Origin of the sequence: Rhizobium sp. CECT 9324 (genome assembly GCF_918741265.1) — a bacterium.
Classification (GTDB): domain Bacteria; phylum Pseudomonadota; class Alphaproteobacteria; order Rhizobiales; family Rhizobiaceae; genus Allorhizobium.
The window spans coordinates 4,049,975-4,066,266 of record NZ_CAKKMZ010000001.1 but is presented as its reverse complement, the minus strand read 5'-3'; the positions used below and the strand labels follow the sequence as shown (position 1 = coordinate 4,066,266).

Below are 16,292 nucleotides of genomic sequence, written 5' to 3'. Positions count from 1 at the left end.
ACGGTGGCAGCTTCCATGCCTTGATTGCGCAAGCGAGTGTTGATGCGGGCAATACTTGCGCCGACATACCGAAGCTTTGCAGGCGCCGAAAAAAACGCGCGGCAGGCCTGATGGGTGCATTCCCGACTGTTTCGACGATGCGTCGCGTTCTGGCCATCGATCCCCCCAAAAAATCACAGCGGTGACTGTCCCCATTGCAACTATAGGATTGTTTCGGGAACAAAGTGATCAGCCTGGAATCCAGAGACTTTGCATCTGGGCCCGAATATGCGTAACACCGCATACTTAAAGAACGGCCAGGCGACGAAACGCCTGCAATTTTTCCGCGGCTTCTCCGACAAGTTTCCTATTTCCTTCCGTCGCTGTTCGTGGCGCTGCGTCCCGTTATTTTGCATCACGTCCGTTTTTTGGCGAAAACCCGGTTGATTGTGCCGAACCTGTTGTTTGTCATGGCCTTTGCTGCTCTTAAATTGGTCCAGATCGCAATCGAGCGGCCACCATGATCAAGCGTTTGTTGTTGTTTATGGTCACTTTGCCCGTCCGTCCGGCGGGAAGATATCGTAGGCGGCCTTCGGGCCTGCATCCGATCCGGGACCAACTGCGCCTGTCGCTCGCCCGAATGAAGGCGGTTGAGGGAGACACGCATGTCTGACGATAGAACCTTTGCCGAGATGGCCCGGCGCGATTTTCTCAAGACCTCGTTTGCCGTCAGCGGCGGCGCTGCCATCGCCACGGGTCTGATGGCGGCTGTCGAGGCGGATGCTGCCATGGCTGCCGTCAATCCGGCTGATCAGCCGCCACCGGGCTCCGTCGAGCCGGCGGCAAGGGCGGTGGAAGCGGTGCGCGATGCGATCTTGCGGATCTCCCGAGAGGTCTGGGAAAACGCAGAGCTGTCGCTGGAGGAAGATATTTCCTCGAAGATTCACCTGCGCGAACTGGAGGCGGCTGGTTTCACGATCGTCAGCCGCGGTACGTCGAACATCCCGACGGCCTTCATTGCCGAGTGGTCGCAGGGAAGCGGTGGCCCGAAGATTGGCTTCCTGCCGGAATATGACGCATTGCCGGGGCTGGGCAACGCCGCCGAGCCCCGGCAGACGCCCGGTCCGGCAGGGGTCGATGTCGGGCATGGCTGCGGCCACAACATGCTCGGGGCCGGCTGCACCGGCGCTGCCTTCGCGCTGAAGAAGATGATGCAGGAGAATGGAACCGCTGGCACGTTGCGCGTCTATGGATGCGCGGCCGAAGAGACGCAGGGCGCCAAGGTGTTCATGGTGCGCGACGGGTATTTCAACGATCTGGATGCGGCGCTCGCCTGGCATCCGGCGCCGATCACGGCGACGGGCCTGTTGCGCACTGCGGCCGTGAACATGGCACGTGTGCGCTTTACTGGGCGCACCGCGCATGCGGGCGTGGCACCCTGGGAAGGGCGCAGCGGCCTGAAGGGTGCGGAGATGTTTGCCGTCGGCGTGCAGTTCATGCGCGAGCATATCGAGCCGACGTCGCGCGTGCATTACATCTACACGCAAAGCGGGATCGCGGCGAATGTGGTGCCGGAGGTTGGCGAAATCCTGATCATGATCCGCGATAGCGACCGCGAGCGGGTCACTGCGATCACCAGTTGGCTGCGCGAGATTGCCGATGGTGCGGCGCTCGCAACCCAGACACAGGCCGAGTTCGACCTGTTTTTCGGCATGCATGACCTTATTCCCAACGAGACCTTGGCCGGACAGGCGTTGCGTCACATGAATGCCATCGGCGTCGACTGGACGGAGGACGAACAGGCGTTTGCGCGCGCCTGCCAGAAGGAGATGGGGCTTGCCGAACTTGGCCTCAGTCCGGCGATCGCGCCGATGATCCCGGAAACCACGACCGGCGGCGCCACCGATGTCGGCGATGTCAGCTTCGTCACGCCGACAGCGTTGTTTGCCTGGGCCTGCATGCCGCTCGGTGTCGGCCTGCATATGTGGCCGCTGACGGCCTGCGGCGGCATGTCGATCGGTGACAAGGCGGCGCTGGCCTCGGCCCGGGTGATGGCCGGTGTCGGCTACGACCTGCTGGTCGATCCGGAGCTGCGGGCCGGCGCAAGGGCCGATTTCGACCGGCGTCTGAAAGGCCGGACCTATGTTTCGCCACTGCCGCCGGAGCGCAAGAGGCCTGACGGCATCCCGGCGCATCTCTTGCTTCGCGACGGGACCGGCGAGTTTGTCGACGGCGCCTATCTGCAGCCCTACAGCTATGAATAGGACGTTGGGTGGCATGTGGCGAACAAGGCGCGGGGGAGAACGGTCCGAGCTGCTCCTGCCAGGCAGACGTCGGCGCGACGGTCTCCCTTGCTTCAGACAATGCCAAGTCCGACGATGATGAGGATTGAACCATGCGACTGAAATCGAAGCTGATCTCGCTCTGCGCGATCCTTGTCTGCGCGTCGTCCTTGGCTCATGCTGCGAGCAAGACCGCAGATGGGCCGGAACTGCCCCTGACGGCGCGCGGCAACGAACCGGGCTGGATCGTGACGCTCGATGGCGGACGGATTTCGTTCCGCACAGCCGATGCCGGCACTACGGTGGAGGCAGTGCTTCCCGAGCCGGCACGCAAGGGCGAAGGCTGGCGCTATATGGACGATGCGAACGATCTTGCGGTCGATATCACGCCGGTCGTCTGTCGCGATACGATGACGGGCATGCCCAGCCCGATGACCGTTGCAGTTACGACGGGCGGCAAGACCTTCAGCGGCTGCGGCGGTGAACCAGTGTCGCTGTTGGCCGGCGAACCATGGCGCGTCTCCAAGATTGGAGATGTCGCGGTGCCGGAGGATGTCTATGTCAGCCTTGAGTTCGATGTGAAGAAGTCGAGCGTCTTCGGCTCTTCCGGCTGCAACCGCTATTTCGGCGGCTTCACGTTGACCGGCGAGGGCTTCAGCTTTCAGCGTGGGATAGCCGGCTCGATGATGGCTTGCGAGGAACACAAAAGTCGGATCGAGGCGTCTTTCCTGTCGGCGTTGGAAAAGATCGATCGGTTCGATATCGACGCAGATGGCGGTCTCGTCCTGGTCTCGTCCGATAGCCCGTCGATCACCGCGACGCGGCCGAAATAGCCAATTTCAACAGACAGAAAGGTGGTCGACATGCCCATTGGCCTTGATGCTGCAGCCCAGGTGTATCGCGAAGCTGCACGGGACGCCGTGCGTCGGCACTCGGCGTTTCATCTCGTTGAGGCCGCGCTGCTTGTCGTGGCGGGCATTTTTGCCATGCTGTTTCCGGTCGTGTCCTCGGCTGCTGCCGTTTTCACCTTCGGCTGGCTGCTGATTGTCAGCGGCTTCATCCAGGCGATCGGCCTGATCAGCGCTCGTCATGCGCCGAATTTCTGGCTGCAACTCGTGTCGGTCATTCTGGGCATCATGGTGGGCGTGCTGCTGCTGCGCAATATCGGCGAGGGCATCCTGCTGCTGTCGCTGCTCTTGATCGTGTTCTTCATGATGGAGGGCATTTCCAAGATCGTGTTTGCCTTCACCATCCGACCGTTGCCCAACTGGATGTGGATCTTTGCCAGCGGCGTTTTGTCGGTCGTGCTGGCGCTGGCGCTTTTTGCGGCCATGCCGGTCACGGCCTTCTGGTTGATCGGGGTGATGCTCGGTGCAAATCTGATCAGCATCGGGCTATCGGTCGGGGTGATGGCATGGAAAGTCGGGAAGATGTCCTCCGGGCCGGCCTGATCGGGCGGATTAGCAGTGTCGGTTTAGGGGGAATGCAATCCTGATGGTCACATCCACTTCGTCATCCAGTCCCGCTGGACGCCCGGTCGCGGCATTTCTTCGCGCCCTTTCCGGGGTTGGCCTGATCATCGGCGCACTGTTCTTTGCGGCATCGCTGACGCCAAGCCTGGTGCCGCGAGCGCCGCTGATCCAGGGGGCTCTGAGCGGTTTCTGCCTTGCTGCCGGGTACGGGCTGGGTGTCCTGCTGCGCTGGCTCTGGCTTTCGCTGCATCTGCCGTCCGTGCAAGGGCGAGCGCGGCGGCGCGGCCTTCTGCTGGCTGCACTGGTCAGCCTGGTCATTGTGGTTGCCATGCTGTGGTGGGCGGCCGGATGGCAGAACCGGCTGCGGGCACTGATGGATATGGAGCCGATCGACAGTGCCGGGCCCTGGACGATCGCGGCCGTAGCGCTCGCGGTGTTTGCCGTCCTGGTCATGGTCTTCCGGCTGTTCGGCATGATTGCCCAGCGACTGTCAAATCGCCTGGCACGCCATATTCCCGGGCCGCCGGCCGCCGTTATCGCCCTGGCGGTCACGGCAATGCTGTTCTGGACGATCGGCAATGGTGTGCTGGTCGGCGGCGCGATGCGTTTCCTCGACGGCATCTATAGCGAGCTTGATGGTCGCTTCGAGGACGACAGCGTGCAACCGGTCGATCCGTTGAAAACCGGTGGTCCGGGATCCCTGGTTGACTGGGCGAGCCTCGGAAGAGCAGGCAGACGGGTGGTTGCGGCCGGACCCGATCGGGCGATGATCGAACAGATGTCGGGTGCTGCGGCGCTGGAGCCGCTCAGGGTCTATGTCGGGCTCAATTCCGCCGATACGCCCGAGGCCAGGGCGGAGCTGGCCTTGCAGGAACTGATCCGGATCAGGGCCTTCGAGCGGTCGAACCTGGTCATCGTCACGCCGACAGGCACCGGGTGGGTCGATCCGGAAAGCCAGTCTGCGCTGGAATATATCCTGCATGGCGATGTGGCGTCGGTGTCGGTGCAATATTCCTATCTGGCCAGCTGGATCGCGCTGCTGGCCGATCCGAGCTATGGGGTGGAGACGTCGCGGGCGGTCTTTGCCGCCGTCTACGGCTATTGGGGGTCGCTGCCACGCGACCAGCGGCCGAAGCTCTATCTGCACGGATTGAGCCTTGGCGCCTTGAACTCGGACCTCAGCCACGATCTGCACCAGGTCATCGGTGACCCGTATCAAGGTGCCTTGTGGGCCGGGCCGCCGTTCAATACGCGCACCTGGGTATCGGTCACGGCTGCGCGCAATCCCGGGACGCCGAGCTGGCTGCCGACGTTCCGCGACGGCTCCGTGATCCGCTTCACGTCACAGCGCAACACGTTGCGGGACGCTCCGGCGCCCTGGGGACCTTACCGGGTGATCTTCCTGCAATATGCGAGCGATGCCGTTTCGTTCTTCGATCCGCGCGCGCTGTGGCGGCGTCCGGAATGGATGAAAAAGCCGTTCGGCCCGGATGTGTCGCCGGACATGGTGTGGATCCCGGTGGTGACCTTCCTGCAGCTCGGCTTCGACATCATGCTCGCCGTGTTGCCGCCGAAAGGCTTCGGACATGTCTATGCCTTCGATCACTATGTCGACGCCTGGGCGTCGCTAACCGATCAGCCGGGCTGGACCGACGAGGGGCTGGAACTGCTGAAGCAGAAGGTTGCGGCATTGCAGCCTTGATCTGCAGCCGGTCCGCACATTGCGACGAAACGCTGGAAGAGGGTGTCGAACATGGCGGCAAAATCAGGATCGGATGTGCGGACAGGAAAGACGAGCATTCCTCCCATCGATCTGGCGCTGCAGGGCGGGGGCTCGCATGGGGCTTTCACCTGGGGCGTGCTCGACCGTATTCTGGAAGAAGATTCCATCGAGATCGACGGGATCTCGGGGACCTCGGCCGGGGCGATGAACGCAGCCGTTCTGGCGTCCGGCATGGCGCGGGGAGGGCGCCAGACCGCCCGCGACATGCTGACCGCCTTCTGGCGCAAGACGTCGGAAGCGGCCCGTTACAGCCCGTTGAAACGGGGACCGCTGGAACGCATCACCGGTGACTGGAGCTTGGACAATTCTCCGGCCTTTCTCGCGATGGATATCATGGCGCGCATGGTCTCGCCCTATTCCCTCGGTGGTGTTGCCGGAAATCCGCTGCGCGACCTCTTGGCCGAGATCATCCATTTTCCCGATCTCGCGGACGGGCCGATCAAGCTGTTCATTACGGCGACCAATGTGCATACGGGACAGGGGCGGGTGTTCCGCAAACACGAGATTACCGTCGACGTGCTTTTGGCATCGGCCTGCCTGCCGTCGATGTTTCAGGCGATCGAGATCGACGGCGTGCCTTACTGGGACGGCGGCTATGCCGGCAATCCGACGATGACGCCGCTGGTGCGGGAATGCGACAGCCACGATACGCTGATTGTCCAGATCAATCCGGTCGAGCGCCTGGAAACGCCGAAAACTGCCCGCGAAATCGCCAGCCGGCTGAACGAGATTTCCTTCAACGCGCAACTGCTGAAGGAATTGCGGATGATCGCGCTGCTGCGTCGGGTCGTCGATCCCGGTCACGGAGAGGCACGCCAGTGGAAGGAGATGCGACTGCATCGCATTACATCCGATATCATGGTGACGCTTGGCCATTCCTCCAAGCTGAACGCCGAATGGGATTTTCTGCAGATGCTGTTCGAAGAGGGGCGCCGGGCGGCGATTGCCTTCGGACAGGCCCATCTTGCCGATGTCGGAGTGCGCTCGACCTTCGATATAGACCAGTTGGTGGAGGATGTCTGACATGGCTGTCAGCGCCAGTTTTTCGTGTGCTGCGGAGCTGTCGGGTACCGCTGGCAAAGTTTCCGCCGGGTTCACCATTGATCCGCGCCATCGCCTCCAGGAAGGAATGTCTGCATGACCGAGCTTCGTCCATCCGATCCTGCGGGGACTGCCATGTCGTCCGTCTCCTTGGTCAACCTGGTCCTCGGGGTGGCCCTTGCGCTGATGGTCAGCTGGTTCCTGTATATCGGTGCCGAGGTCCTGGTGCCGATGGTGCTTGCCTTGATGATCGCCTATGTCGTCTCGGCGATTGCGGGCCTGACCGGGGCAATCCCGGTGATCGGGACACGCCTGCCGACAGGTCTGCGCTATACGCTTGCGGCGCTGGTGATCGGCTACGGGCTGATCCAACTGGTTACGCTGCTGGCCGCCAACCTGGTGGTCTTCGCCGCCAAGGCACCGGAATATCAGGTCAAGTTCCTGGAGATGGCGCAGGCGCTTGCCGGCTTTGTCGGCTTCCAGGGGGATGTCACCTGGGAGACATTGCGCAACGACCTGTTCGGCCAGATCAATCTGCAGGCCACGCTGCGCAGCGGCGTCGTCTCATCGGCATCGCTGCTGGGCGGACTGGTCTTCGTCCTGCTGAATGTCGTCTTCATGCTGCTGGAGCAGGGGAGTTTCGATGCCAAGCTCGGACGGTTGTCCTCCGATCCCGAGCGGATCGTCCGCCTGCGCGCGGTGATCAGCGACATCAACTATCGCGTCGGTCGCTATCTCGCAGTCAAGTCGCTGATCAACGTGGTGCTGGGGCTGGTCAGCTATGCCGTCATGGTGTTTTTCGGGCTGGAATTTGCCGTTCTCTGGGCGATCATCATCGCGCTGGTCAACTACATTCCGTATCTGGGCTCGGCCATCGGTGTCTTCGTGCCGACGGTGATTGCGGTGGGTCAGTTCGGGCAACCGGACCAGGTCATGCTGCTCGCCCTGTCGCTCAGCGTGGTACAGTTCATGATCGGCAATGTGCTGGAACCGCAGATCATGGGCAATTCGCTCGACCTCAGCCCTTATGCCATCCTGATCAGCCTGACCGTGTGGACGAGCCTGTGGGGCATTGCGGGCGCCATCGTCTCGATCCCGATCACCGCCGTGCTCGTCATCGTGCTTTCCGAATTCAGCGGCACAAGGCCGATTGCCATCCTGCTGTCGCGCAGCGGTATCGTCGGCGAAAGCCGGCTTTCGTGAGATCTGGAGGCAGTATGATGCGGAGGCTGCTGCTGGCCCTGTTCGGCGTTTGCGCTATCATTTCATCCGCGATGGCCGAATGCGTTGTCCTGCTGCATGGCCTTGCCCGCACCGAACGCTCGATGCAGGGCCTCGAGGAAGCGCTGGAGGAGCAGGGCTACCAGGTGATCAACAACGGTTATCCATCGACGCAGGCGTCGATCCAGGGGCTGATGTCGCATGTCACCCGATCCGTTGCCGACTGCTGGCCGCAGCAGCGCGTGCATTTCGTCACGCATTCGATGGGTGGCATTCTGGTGCGCGCCTGGCTTGCCCGGCATCGGCCGGCAAGGCTTGGCCGGGTGGTGATGCTGGCGCCGCCCAATCACGGTTCGGAGATCGTCGATGTCTTTGGCGACCTGGCGCCGTTCCGCTGGATCAATGGTCCGGCCGGCATGGAGCTTGGAACGGCACCGTCCTCGACGCCGAATGTCCTGCCACTTCCGGATTTCGAGCTTGGGATCATCGCCGGCAATGTCTCGCTCAATCCGTTCTATAGTGCGCTCATCGGTGGACCGAATGACGGCAAAGTGTCCGTCGCCAGCACGAAGATCGACGGCATGAGCGACCATCTGGTCCTGCCGGTGACCCATACGTTCATGATGGGGGATGCCAGGGTCATCGACCAGGTCAGCCACTTCCTCAAACACGGCACGTTCAGCCGTTGACGGCGGGCGCCTTCTGGGTCAGCGCGACGGTGAGCTCGGCAGTGGTGTGATTGAGGCGCTCGGCGAGCACGCGCATGATCTCGATGGCAATTTCGGGGAAATCACGCACTAGGCAGAGGAAGTTGTCCTTGCTGATCCGCAAGACCTCGAGACGGCTGGTGGCGCGAACGGTTGCTGTGCGTGAAACCTCGCAGAGAATGGCGATCTCGCCGACAATGGCATTGTTTTCCACGTCTGCCAGCTTGAGTTCGCCCGTCGGGGTGTCGACGACGACTTCGGCCGTGCCCGACAGGATGACATAGGCCGCATCGCCGGCATCGCCCTGACGAAACAGATTCTGCCCTTCACGGCAGCTGATGCGATCCGACGCAAAGGCCAAAAGTTTCAGTTTTGTCGGTGCGATGCGCGAAAAGATCGGCACGCGCCGCAACATCTCGACTTCGTCCTTCAAAAGCATTGCCATAGCACTCCCCTAGCGCTCAAAGAGACGTTATTACGATAGCAGCTCTTTGAAAATACTATTTTTCTCGGAAAGTTCCGCGAAATTTCCGCTGTCCAAGCTCGCTGCCCCCTCGAAGACCAGAACTCGATCGAAGAACTGGGCGGCATCGGGGTTGGACAGGACCCATATGATTGAGGGGCTTGTTTCATCGTCCTGTGACATCTGCATGACATTGGTGATGATGCGGTCCTGACTGCGCCGATCCAAGGCCGAAAGCGGCTTGTTGAAGATGAAATAGTCGGATCGCTTCAACAAAACCCGAGCCATGTTGAGCTTTTGGCGCTGTGCAACGGTTAGGCGGCGACCCTGCGATCCGACTTCGAAATCCAGGCCGATCGACAGGACATCGTTCCTGAGGCCAAGGCTGTCGAATATCTCGTGGCTTATGGCGCGAATGCGCTTTGACGTATCATCCTGTTCGAGCGCGATGCGGCCGAACAGGATGTTGTCCATAAGGCTGGCAGAGGCCGTGAAGGCTTCGATATCGTAACGCTCGACAACGCTTGCCAGATCCTTTGGGATATTGGCATGGAATGTCTCTCGCGCCCGCACAAGCAGCGCCATGCGATCCTCGGTCAAAAGACCGAAGCGGTGGCGTGGCTCGATATAGGAGAAGCTCATCCGGATGATGCTGCTTCGGTCGGCGGGCGAGGCTTCCTCCAGGGTTTTGCCCTGCAGCTTCTGCACGAGGCTTTCGTAGACCGGGAGATCTGCTGCCGTCATGAATGTGAGCTGCTGGAAGAAGGGGTGGTCTTCAGGCAGGTCACTGAACAGTTCAACCGCGGTCTCGGCGATCGACAATCCCATCTCGAACAGCATGCCGGCTGCTCCGGTGTCGATCATCACCCGACGGAAATAGGGGTGCGCCGAGAGCTGCTCGGGCGACATCAGCGGCTGTTTCATACTGCCGAAGAGCAGATTTTCCACCACGGTCGCATGGCCATTATAGATCTGCGGCTCGAAGGGTACGACGACGGCATCGAGGTCCTCGTCCCGCAGGCGGCGGCGCATCTCGGCGCGCAGCTCGACGATGCGATCGGCAAGGGGCTTGTGCGTGACGGTATCGACGCGGGATCTGAGCGCGAGATCAAGAATGTCCTGGGTGATGGTGACGGTATCAAGCACGGCGCCGATGACCTTGTAGAGATCTTCGGGGCCGGTGGCGCCTGCCGACTGGTAATCGACCCAGTCACTGTTGAGATCGAGATAGGGGTTGCCGGCAAGCTGCGCTTCCTTGCGCTCCCACTTGTTCTGCCGCGCGGCCGCTTCGGTGTATTCGATGTCGCGCAGGGGTGCGTGCTTCAATCCGTAGAGCAGGTTGTCGCGCAGCGTTCCCTGAAAAAAATGCGTGTCGGACGAGACATAGGAAAGCTGGCGGCCGGTCACCGCTTCAGGTATCTCGTGCAGCTCCTTGCCAGCAATGGTAATACGCCCGGATTCGGGCAGGATGATCCGGCCAATCGCTTCCGCCAAGGCCTCGCCGGCATTGCCATTGTGATCGATGATCGCGACCGTCTCGTTGGGCTGGATTTCCAGCGAGATGCGGTCGAGCCGTCGCGCGCCGCTGTCATCGCAGAGGACAAGGTTGGAGACCACAAGGGCTTCGGAAAGGCGCGGCGAATGTGTGCTGACGAGCGCCTGGACCGCGGGCAGAACGAGGGGCTCGACATCGAATTGCTCGACCACCTGCTGGTATTTGATCTGCACGTCCTGACGCGCCTGGTCCCAGTCGATCAGTTCCTTGATCGGCCCCGGAAGATCCTTGTAGGCCGCAATCACCGCCACCAGCTGGCCGATATCCAGGGTACCCTGAAGTGCCAGAGTTCCGCCGACGACATAAAACAGGAAGGGTGTCAGCTGTGCGAGGATATTGTTGATGAACTTGACCAGGAACTTCCACTGATAAAGATCGTAGCGGATCGAGAAAATCCGGGCCAGCCGCGCGGCAATATCGGCGCGTTCGAGGTTCGAGGTGTCATTGGCGCGGATCGTGAAAATCCCGTCTATGACTTCGGCGACGCGACCTGAAAGCTCGCGCGCGGTCAATTGCCGCTCGCGGCCCAGTTCGAGCAGGCGTTTGCGCATGCGCGGGATGATCGCGGCCTGTACGCCGACCATGGAGGTTGCAATCAAGCCGAGCCAGATATTCTGAACCAGGATGAAGACCAGGGCTGTTATCGCCTGCCCGCCGAGCAATGCCGGCTGGACGAAAGCGTCGCCGATAAAGCCGCCCAGTGGCTCGACTTCATCCTTGATCATCGTGGCGATTTCGGGGGATTTCACCCGCTTGAAATGCAGAGGTGGAAAGCGAAGGGCGCGATCGAAAAGTTCGAAACGGATACGGCGGAGCATGCGCTCGCCAAGTCGGCCCTTGTAGGTGTTGATGTAGAATTTGAACAGGCCGTTCAGCACCACAAGGCTGAGGAAGACAAGGCTGAGGCCCATCAGGGTCTGGAAACGATCGAGGCTGAAGCCGCCAAACAGATCGACAGGCCCGATAAGCGGCATGTCAAAGGACAATTCCAGAAACGGCTGCGTGGCTGTGGGGTGTTCAAATCCCTCGCCCTGGATGGGCCCGTTGACGATCTGCTTGGGCAGGTCGAAGGCGAGGAAGTAGGGGATCATGGACAGGAACACGACCAGCAGGATCCAGATCTGCTGGGCATAGGTGTTCGCCCAAATGTAACGCGTCAGGCTTTTTTCCATTTTCCACCGCGCAATGTCTCGGAAATCGGTACAGCCCCCCGGCATGGAAGAGAAACCCATCCCTTCGCAGGTCGCCATGCAGTTCGACAACGACCGTATCTGCAATCGGGATCATGACAAGGCTTTTGCTGGGCCTTGTCGTGCAAAATTGGCTTTAGGCCGATCTCGCCGAGGCGCCGTCAATTCGACGGCGCATCGGGCTTGGTGCATCCCCGTCTCGGAGGGGCTATTGAATCCACCTGTCTAGGAAGCCGTTTTTCTTCTCTCCGGTTTTGCTGGCATCACGATGAAGCAGGATGACACGTTCCGCTTCCGAGAGCGCGGGCCTGGACAGGTCGCGAGCCAGCGCATCGACCAGAACGGGTTCCTGCTGCAGTTCCGGCTGCCTGAGCGTCACCTTGTGTCCGACGCCACGCAGTTCTTCTTCTCCCAGCGTTTTCCAATTGCCGCCACAATAAGAGGCAAAGGCGTCGCTGGCGATGACCTGAGAGCTGTATTTCTTGGTGAAGGCCTGCAAACGCTCGACTTCGTTGACCGACGAACCGAAGGCCGAGAAGGTCAAGCGATCGCGCAGGCCGACATTGCCGAACATGACATTGCCGATATGCAGGCCGATGCCGTAGCCGATGGCCTTTTGATTGTTGTCGCGACGCAGGCGGTTGAGTTCGGTCATGCGGGCCTGTGCATGCCGTACGGCCTCGAATGCAAGCCGGCACGCAATTTCCGACGTATCCTTGTGCCGTCCGCAGGGATAGACCGCCAGGAAACCATCGCCGACAAAGCTGACAATTTCGCCGCCATTGCGGTTGAACGGCTGGGCTGCCGCATCGAAAAATTCGTTCAGCGTGTCGATATAGGCCTGACGTCCCTCCGTATCGGCAATCTGGGTGGATTGGCGGATGTCGCCCATCACCAAAGCCGCACGGACCGTTTCACCGTCGCCGCGGCGGATCTGGCCGTTGAGGACGCGCTTGCCGGCCCCTTCGCCGAGATAGGTTGTCAGCAGGTTGTTGGCGAGCTTGTCGAGAACCGCAACCTTGGCGGCCACAGCCAGATGGTCCTGTATGCGCATAAGGGCGGCGATAACGTCCTCGCTAAAGCCCTGTTCGCTTGCCGTTGACCACGAGCCGATCATGCCTTGCGACGACTGATTGCCGAGCGGTTGCACGAAGGCAATGTAATCGTTGATATTTTCCTTGCGCAGATCCTCGAAGACCGGAAACTCGACCGGGCCCTCCGCCGGAATGCGTCGACGCATGAATTCGAGATTGCTGGTCAGCAGCTTGTAGTAGGGGCTGCGCAGAAAGACCTCCGGTTTCTCGATGTCGTGAACGTAACGTTCGACGATCAAACCGGTCGATGGACGCCAGGTGAATCCCAGCGCGTCATACAGCGGATGCAGCATGGCGAAGGAGAGATGAATGCGGTGAATGGGGATGCCTGTTGCGGCGATGCGATCGCAAAATCCGCTGACGATCTGCTCAAGAGTGTTTCCCGCAAGCGCCGACTTGGTCAGCCAATCGGCCACCTTGTCCATAAAAATTGTGGAAACGAGTTGGGAATGCTGGCTCATATTGTGCCCTGTTTTTAGGGGATGTGCGTTCTAAATGCCTTGCTCGTCGGTTACACCAGTCCCCGTACGTTTTGGACCAATGCGCGTTTCTCCGACAACTGACTGGCCGCAAGCGCATATCCGCCGTTTGCGCCGTCAATGAAGTGCATATGGTCACGCGCCAGTGCCGTTGCAACAAAACAGGTGAGCAACGCCTTGTCCTGGCGATGCAGGCCATATTCGCAGATGCCGTCACGCTCTGCGGTCTCCAATCGTTCGATGAGCCTGTCCCGATGGGCGACATCGACATCGACGGTCATCATGAGGCCGTCGTCGAATTTGCGAAAGTCCGAGTTTGCCGCAACATCCGCCTTATAGAGTCGCGCATCAAACCGGCCCATTGGCAGGTTCAGCTTGTGCAGCAGGACCGTCAGGGCAATCTGGAGCATGATGGCGAGCTTTTGGCGGATGCGCCTCGACGGCGGCGCCGTCGCCCGCGCCTCAACGCCGATGCCTTCAGCGGAGAAGGCGAGTTCGGGTCCCGAAGCGGGTATGGGATGTGCTTCGCGGCTCTGTTCTGCGGTGACGGCTATGATGTCGCCGACTAGCTTGCGGAACGCATCCATCGTGTCTTCCGACCTCGGCTTGGCGATGATCGACACGATCTCGCCGTTGTGTGCCTTGATCGGGTCCCATCGGCATGACAGACCGGTCAGATCCGGCCGGGCTTCGGCATCGGCGACCTGGACCCTGTATTTGCCGGCCTTCATCTGCTGCTCGGCCCAACTGGCTCCACCGCCGGTAAACATGGCATAGGCGATGTTGGGGCTCGCCGAAAATCGGGCGACGCGGACATCCAGACCTTCTGATCGGATGTCGGAAACCGGGACGAGCGCGACCCGCATGTCCAGTTGGAGATCGGAGGCAACCCAGTTGCGCAGGCTTGCAAGCGCACGGGCGGCCGTATCGACTCCGCCGGCGGGAATGGCAACCATGGCCCCGTCGCCGCCAAAGATGAACGGCAACTCGTGTTCGCCAAGCGCATTCAGAACTGCGGAAATGACGCTGGCACCCGCCATGTTGACCGCCTTGTAGCGGCCATCGATGATCGCGTTCGTCGATCCGACGATGTCGGCAATTGCGAGGAACCAGTCATCAGGCAACGGCTTGTAGTTCTTCCGGTCCACCACGCCTTCAAAGCGGGTAAACTGTGGCACGGATTGGTAAAACCTGTCGTCTGGACCTACGTTCATCGCGTGACCTTAACATATTGTCAGCCGGGTCGCATAACCGGTTTTTTCGGGAAGGTAAGCGGTCTATGCGGAGGCCGCGGTCGCCTGCGCAACGGGAATGAACACATTCAGTGGAAGCTCCCGCCCGCGCAATGTCACCTCATGCGTTTCCATGCCTGCCAGATCCGTACCTGACAGCCGTGCGACAGGCTCGGATATAACCAGCGGCACATTGAACTGTTTTGCCACCGATTCCAGCCGGCTTGCGACATTTACGGTGTCGCCGATCGCGGTCATATTCTTCGTACGGCCGTAGCCCAGCGTGCCAACCACGGCGTGGCCGGTATGGATGCCGATGGCGATCTGCAACTGGGTGGAAAAGTCCTTGGCCAATTCGATGTTGAGTTCTTCAATGCCTGCGATGATCAGACGAGCCGCTGCCAATGCCTGGCGACAGCCTTCCTCGGGCGTCGCATTGATGCCGAACAGGGCCATTGCGCCATCACCGATGAACTTGTCCAAGTGTCCGCCGGTCTGTTCGACGGCATTGCCGACCACGGCGAAATAGCGGTTGAGGAGGAAGACGATATCGAAGGGCAGGCGGCTTTCGGTCAGCGTCGTGAAATTGCGCAGATCACAGAAAAGCACCGCGATATCGCGTTCCCTGCCGGGACTGACTTCCTGGCTGTTTGCCGGGACGATCGTATCGGGCATGGCGACCAGGAGCGGCGCGACCGTCAGGTTGACGGTCGGGCGCAGCTGGCAAGCGAGGCGCACGCCGGGTTCCGGCTTGATACGAATGAGGGTTCTTTGCTCCAGCGTGCCGATTGCGGGCAGCGTGCCTTCGGCGGTGACGACCTGCACGCGGCAGGTCGAGCACTGGCCCTTGCCGCCACAGGCCGCGTAATGCGGCACACCGCCCAGGCGGCTGGCCTCTAGGATGGAAAAACCCCGCGGGACATGGACAACCTGGCCATCGGGGTAGCGCACCGCGATTTGATGGACACGTTCGCGCAGCTTACGCAACAGGCGAAACAGAAGGAGGGCCACGAGCAAAAAGGCAAACGTGCCATAGGCCCATTTTCGCACGGAGGCCAGTTGCGCCATAGCCGAGGCGGAGGGTGCCGTGGGGTCATAGTAGCCACCGGGATAGCCGCGCCCTATGCCCAAGGGAGACTGGATCGTGCGGCCCATTTCTGAAAAGCCGAGCAGCGCCAGGACGGGAAGCATGATGGCAAGAACGAGCAGCCATGCTGATGCGCCGGCATACCAAGTGCGGTATCGCAGCCAGAAATGCAGGCCGATGCAGCCGTGCAGCCATGCGACGACAAGCACCACGGATTGTTGCACGCCATTCACCGGCGAACTGATCCAGAGCTGCGTGACCACGGCGGCATAGGTGTCGCGATAGTCGAACAGTTCGTTGGCGACGCGCGTTCCGATGATGTGCGGGATCAGCATGAGCGGGATCAGCAGGCCGAGCAGGATCTGCGCCGCCTCGGATTTCGGCATGACAAAGTTGCGGCGGACATAGATTGACCGCAGCACGAGCAGGATATGGACGAGGAACGAACCATAGAGAAGCACGGTGGCGATCGGGTTGCGCCACAGCGTCAGGAATGGGCGGCGGAAATGATCGGCGGTTTCTACCGAGATCAGGCCCAGCGCATGGTTGAGCATATGCATCGCAACGAAAATGAAGATCACCAGGCCGGATGCCAGCCGCATATCGCGAAGCAGCCGTTCGGAGACTATGCCTTTTTTCACGCTGCCGCCCTAGGTTTCTGTTTCCGTGAGCCTTTTTGACCGAAGGCGCGGTGAATATGATGAATA

At 60.8% G+C, this 16,292-nt stretch carries 12 protein-coding genes; 7 read left to right on the top strand and 5 right to left on the bottom strand.

From position 1 onward, the window contains the following. Window positions 1–644 precede the first annotated feature (644 nt). The 7 genes from LQ231_RS19590 to LQ231_RS19560 all read left to right on the top strand — a co-directional run bounded on the left by LQ231_RS19590 (window position 645) and on the right by LQ231_RS19560 (window position 8,467). Window positions 645–2,243 (top strand): amidohydrolase, encoded by a 1,599-nt coding sequence (locus LQ231_RS19590; RefSeq protein WP_230173107.1) that lies wholly within the window; start codon window positions 645–647, stop codon window positions 2,241–2,243. Between the two features lie 131 nt (window positions 2,244–2,374). Further along, window positions 2,375–3,094, top strand: a complete 720-nt coding sequence (locus LQ231_RS19585) for an META domain-containing protein (RefSeq protein ID WP_230173105.1) — start codon at window positions 2,375–2,377, stop codon at window positions 3,092–3,094. A 30-nt stretch (window positions 3,095–3,124) separates the two neighbouring features. Further along, on the top strand, window positions 3,125–3,712 hold the full coding sequence (locus LQ231_RS19580; protein ID WP_230173103.1) for an HdeD family acid-resistance protein: 588 nt from the start codon (window positions 3,125–3,127) through the stop codon (window positions 3,710–3,712). Between the two features lie 43 nt (window positions 3,713–3,755). After that, window positions 3,756–5,435 carry an alpha/beta-hydrolase family protein gene (locus tag LQ231_RS19575; RefSeq protein ID WP_230173101.1) on the top strand — a complete coding sequence of 560 codons (1,680 nt, stop codon included), beginning with the start codon at window positions 3,756–3,758 and terminating at the stop codon, window positions 5,433–5,435. Between the two features lie 51 nt (window positions 5,436–5,486). After that, entirely contained in the window at window positions 5,487–6,539 is a 1,053-nt protein-coding gene (locus LQ231_RS19570) for a patatin-like phospholipase family protein (RefSeq protein WP_113142963.1), read from the top strand. 114 nt (window positions 6,540–6,653) lie between these two features. Further along, window positions 6,654–7,760, top strand: coding sequence for an AI-2E family transporter (locus LQ231_RS19565; protein WP_230173100.1), 1,107 nt, complete (start codon window positions 6,654–6,656; stop codon window positions 7,758–7,760). 14 nt (window positions 7,761–7,774) lie between these two features. After that, window positions 7,775–8,467, top strand: coding sequence for an alpha/beta fold hydrolase (locus LQ231_RS19560; RefSeq protein WP_230173098.1), 693 nt, complete (start codon window positions 7,775–7,777; stop codon window positions 8,465–8,467). Here the strand turns inward: LQ231_RS19560 and LQ231_RS19555 are convergent. The 5 genes from LQ231_RS19555 to LQ231_RS19535 all read right to left on the bottom strand — a co-directional run bounded on the left by LQ231_RS19555 (window position 8,457) and on the right by LQ231_RS19535 (window position 16,187). Then, complete coding sequence (locus LQ231_RS19555) at window positions 8,457–8,924, bottom strand: cyclic nucleotide-binding domain-containing protein (RefSeq protein WP_113143025.1); 468 nt, start codon at window positions 8,922–8,924, stop codon at window positions 8,457–8,459. The genes LQ231_RS19560 and LQ231_RS19555 overlap by 11 nt on opposite strands. A gap of 36 nt (window positions 8,925–8,960) precedes the next feature. After that, a complete protein-coding gene (locus LQ231_RS19550) occupies window positions 8,961–11,675 on the bottom strand; it encodes an ABC transporter ATP-binding protein (protein ID WP_230173096.1) in 2,715 nt (904 codons plus the stop codon). A gap of 226 nt (window positions 11,676–11,901) precedes the next feature. After that, window positions 11,902–13,248, bottom strand: coding sequence for an adenylate/guanylate cyclase domain-containing protein (locus tag LQ231_RS19545; protein WP_113142966.1), 1,347 nt, complete (start codon window positions 13,246–13,248; stop codon window positions 11,902–11,904). Between the two features lie 50 nt (window positions 13,249–13,298). Then, window positions 13,299–14,480, bottom strand: a complete 1,182-nt coding sequence (locus LQ231_RS19540) for a DUF3095 domain-containing protein (RefSeq protein ID WP_230173094.1) — start codon at window positions 14,478–14,480, stop codon at window positions 13,299–13,301. A gap of 63 nt (window positions 14,481–14,543) precedes the next feature. Further along, the gene (locus tag LQ231_RS19535; RefSeq protein ID WP_230173429.1) at window positions 14,544–16,187 is read right to left on the bottom strand and encodes an adenylate/guanylate cyclase domain-containing protein; all 1,644 of its coding nucleotides are present in this window, start codon (window positions 16,185–16,187) and stop codon (window positions 14,544–14,546) included. Between the last annotated feature and the right edge of the window lie 105 nt (window positions 16,188–16,292).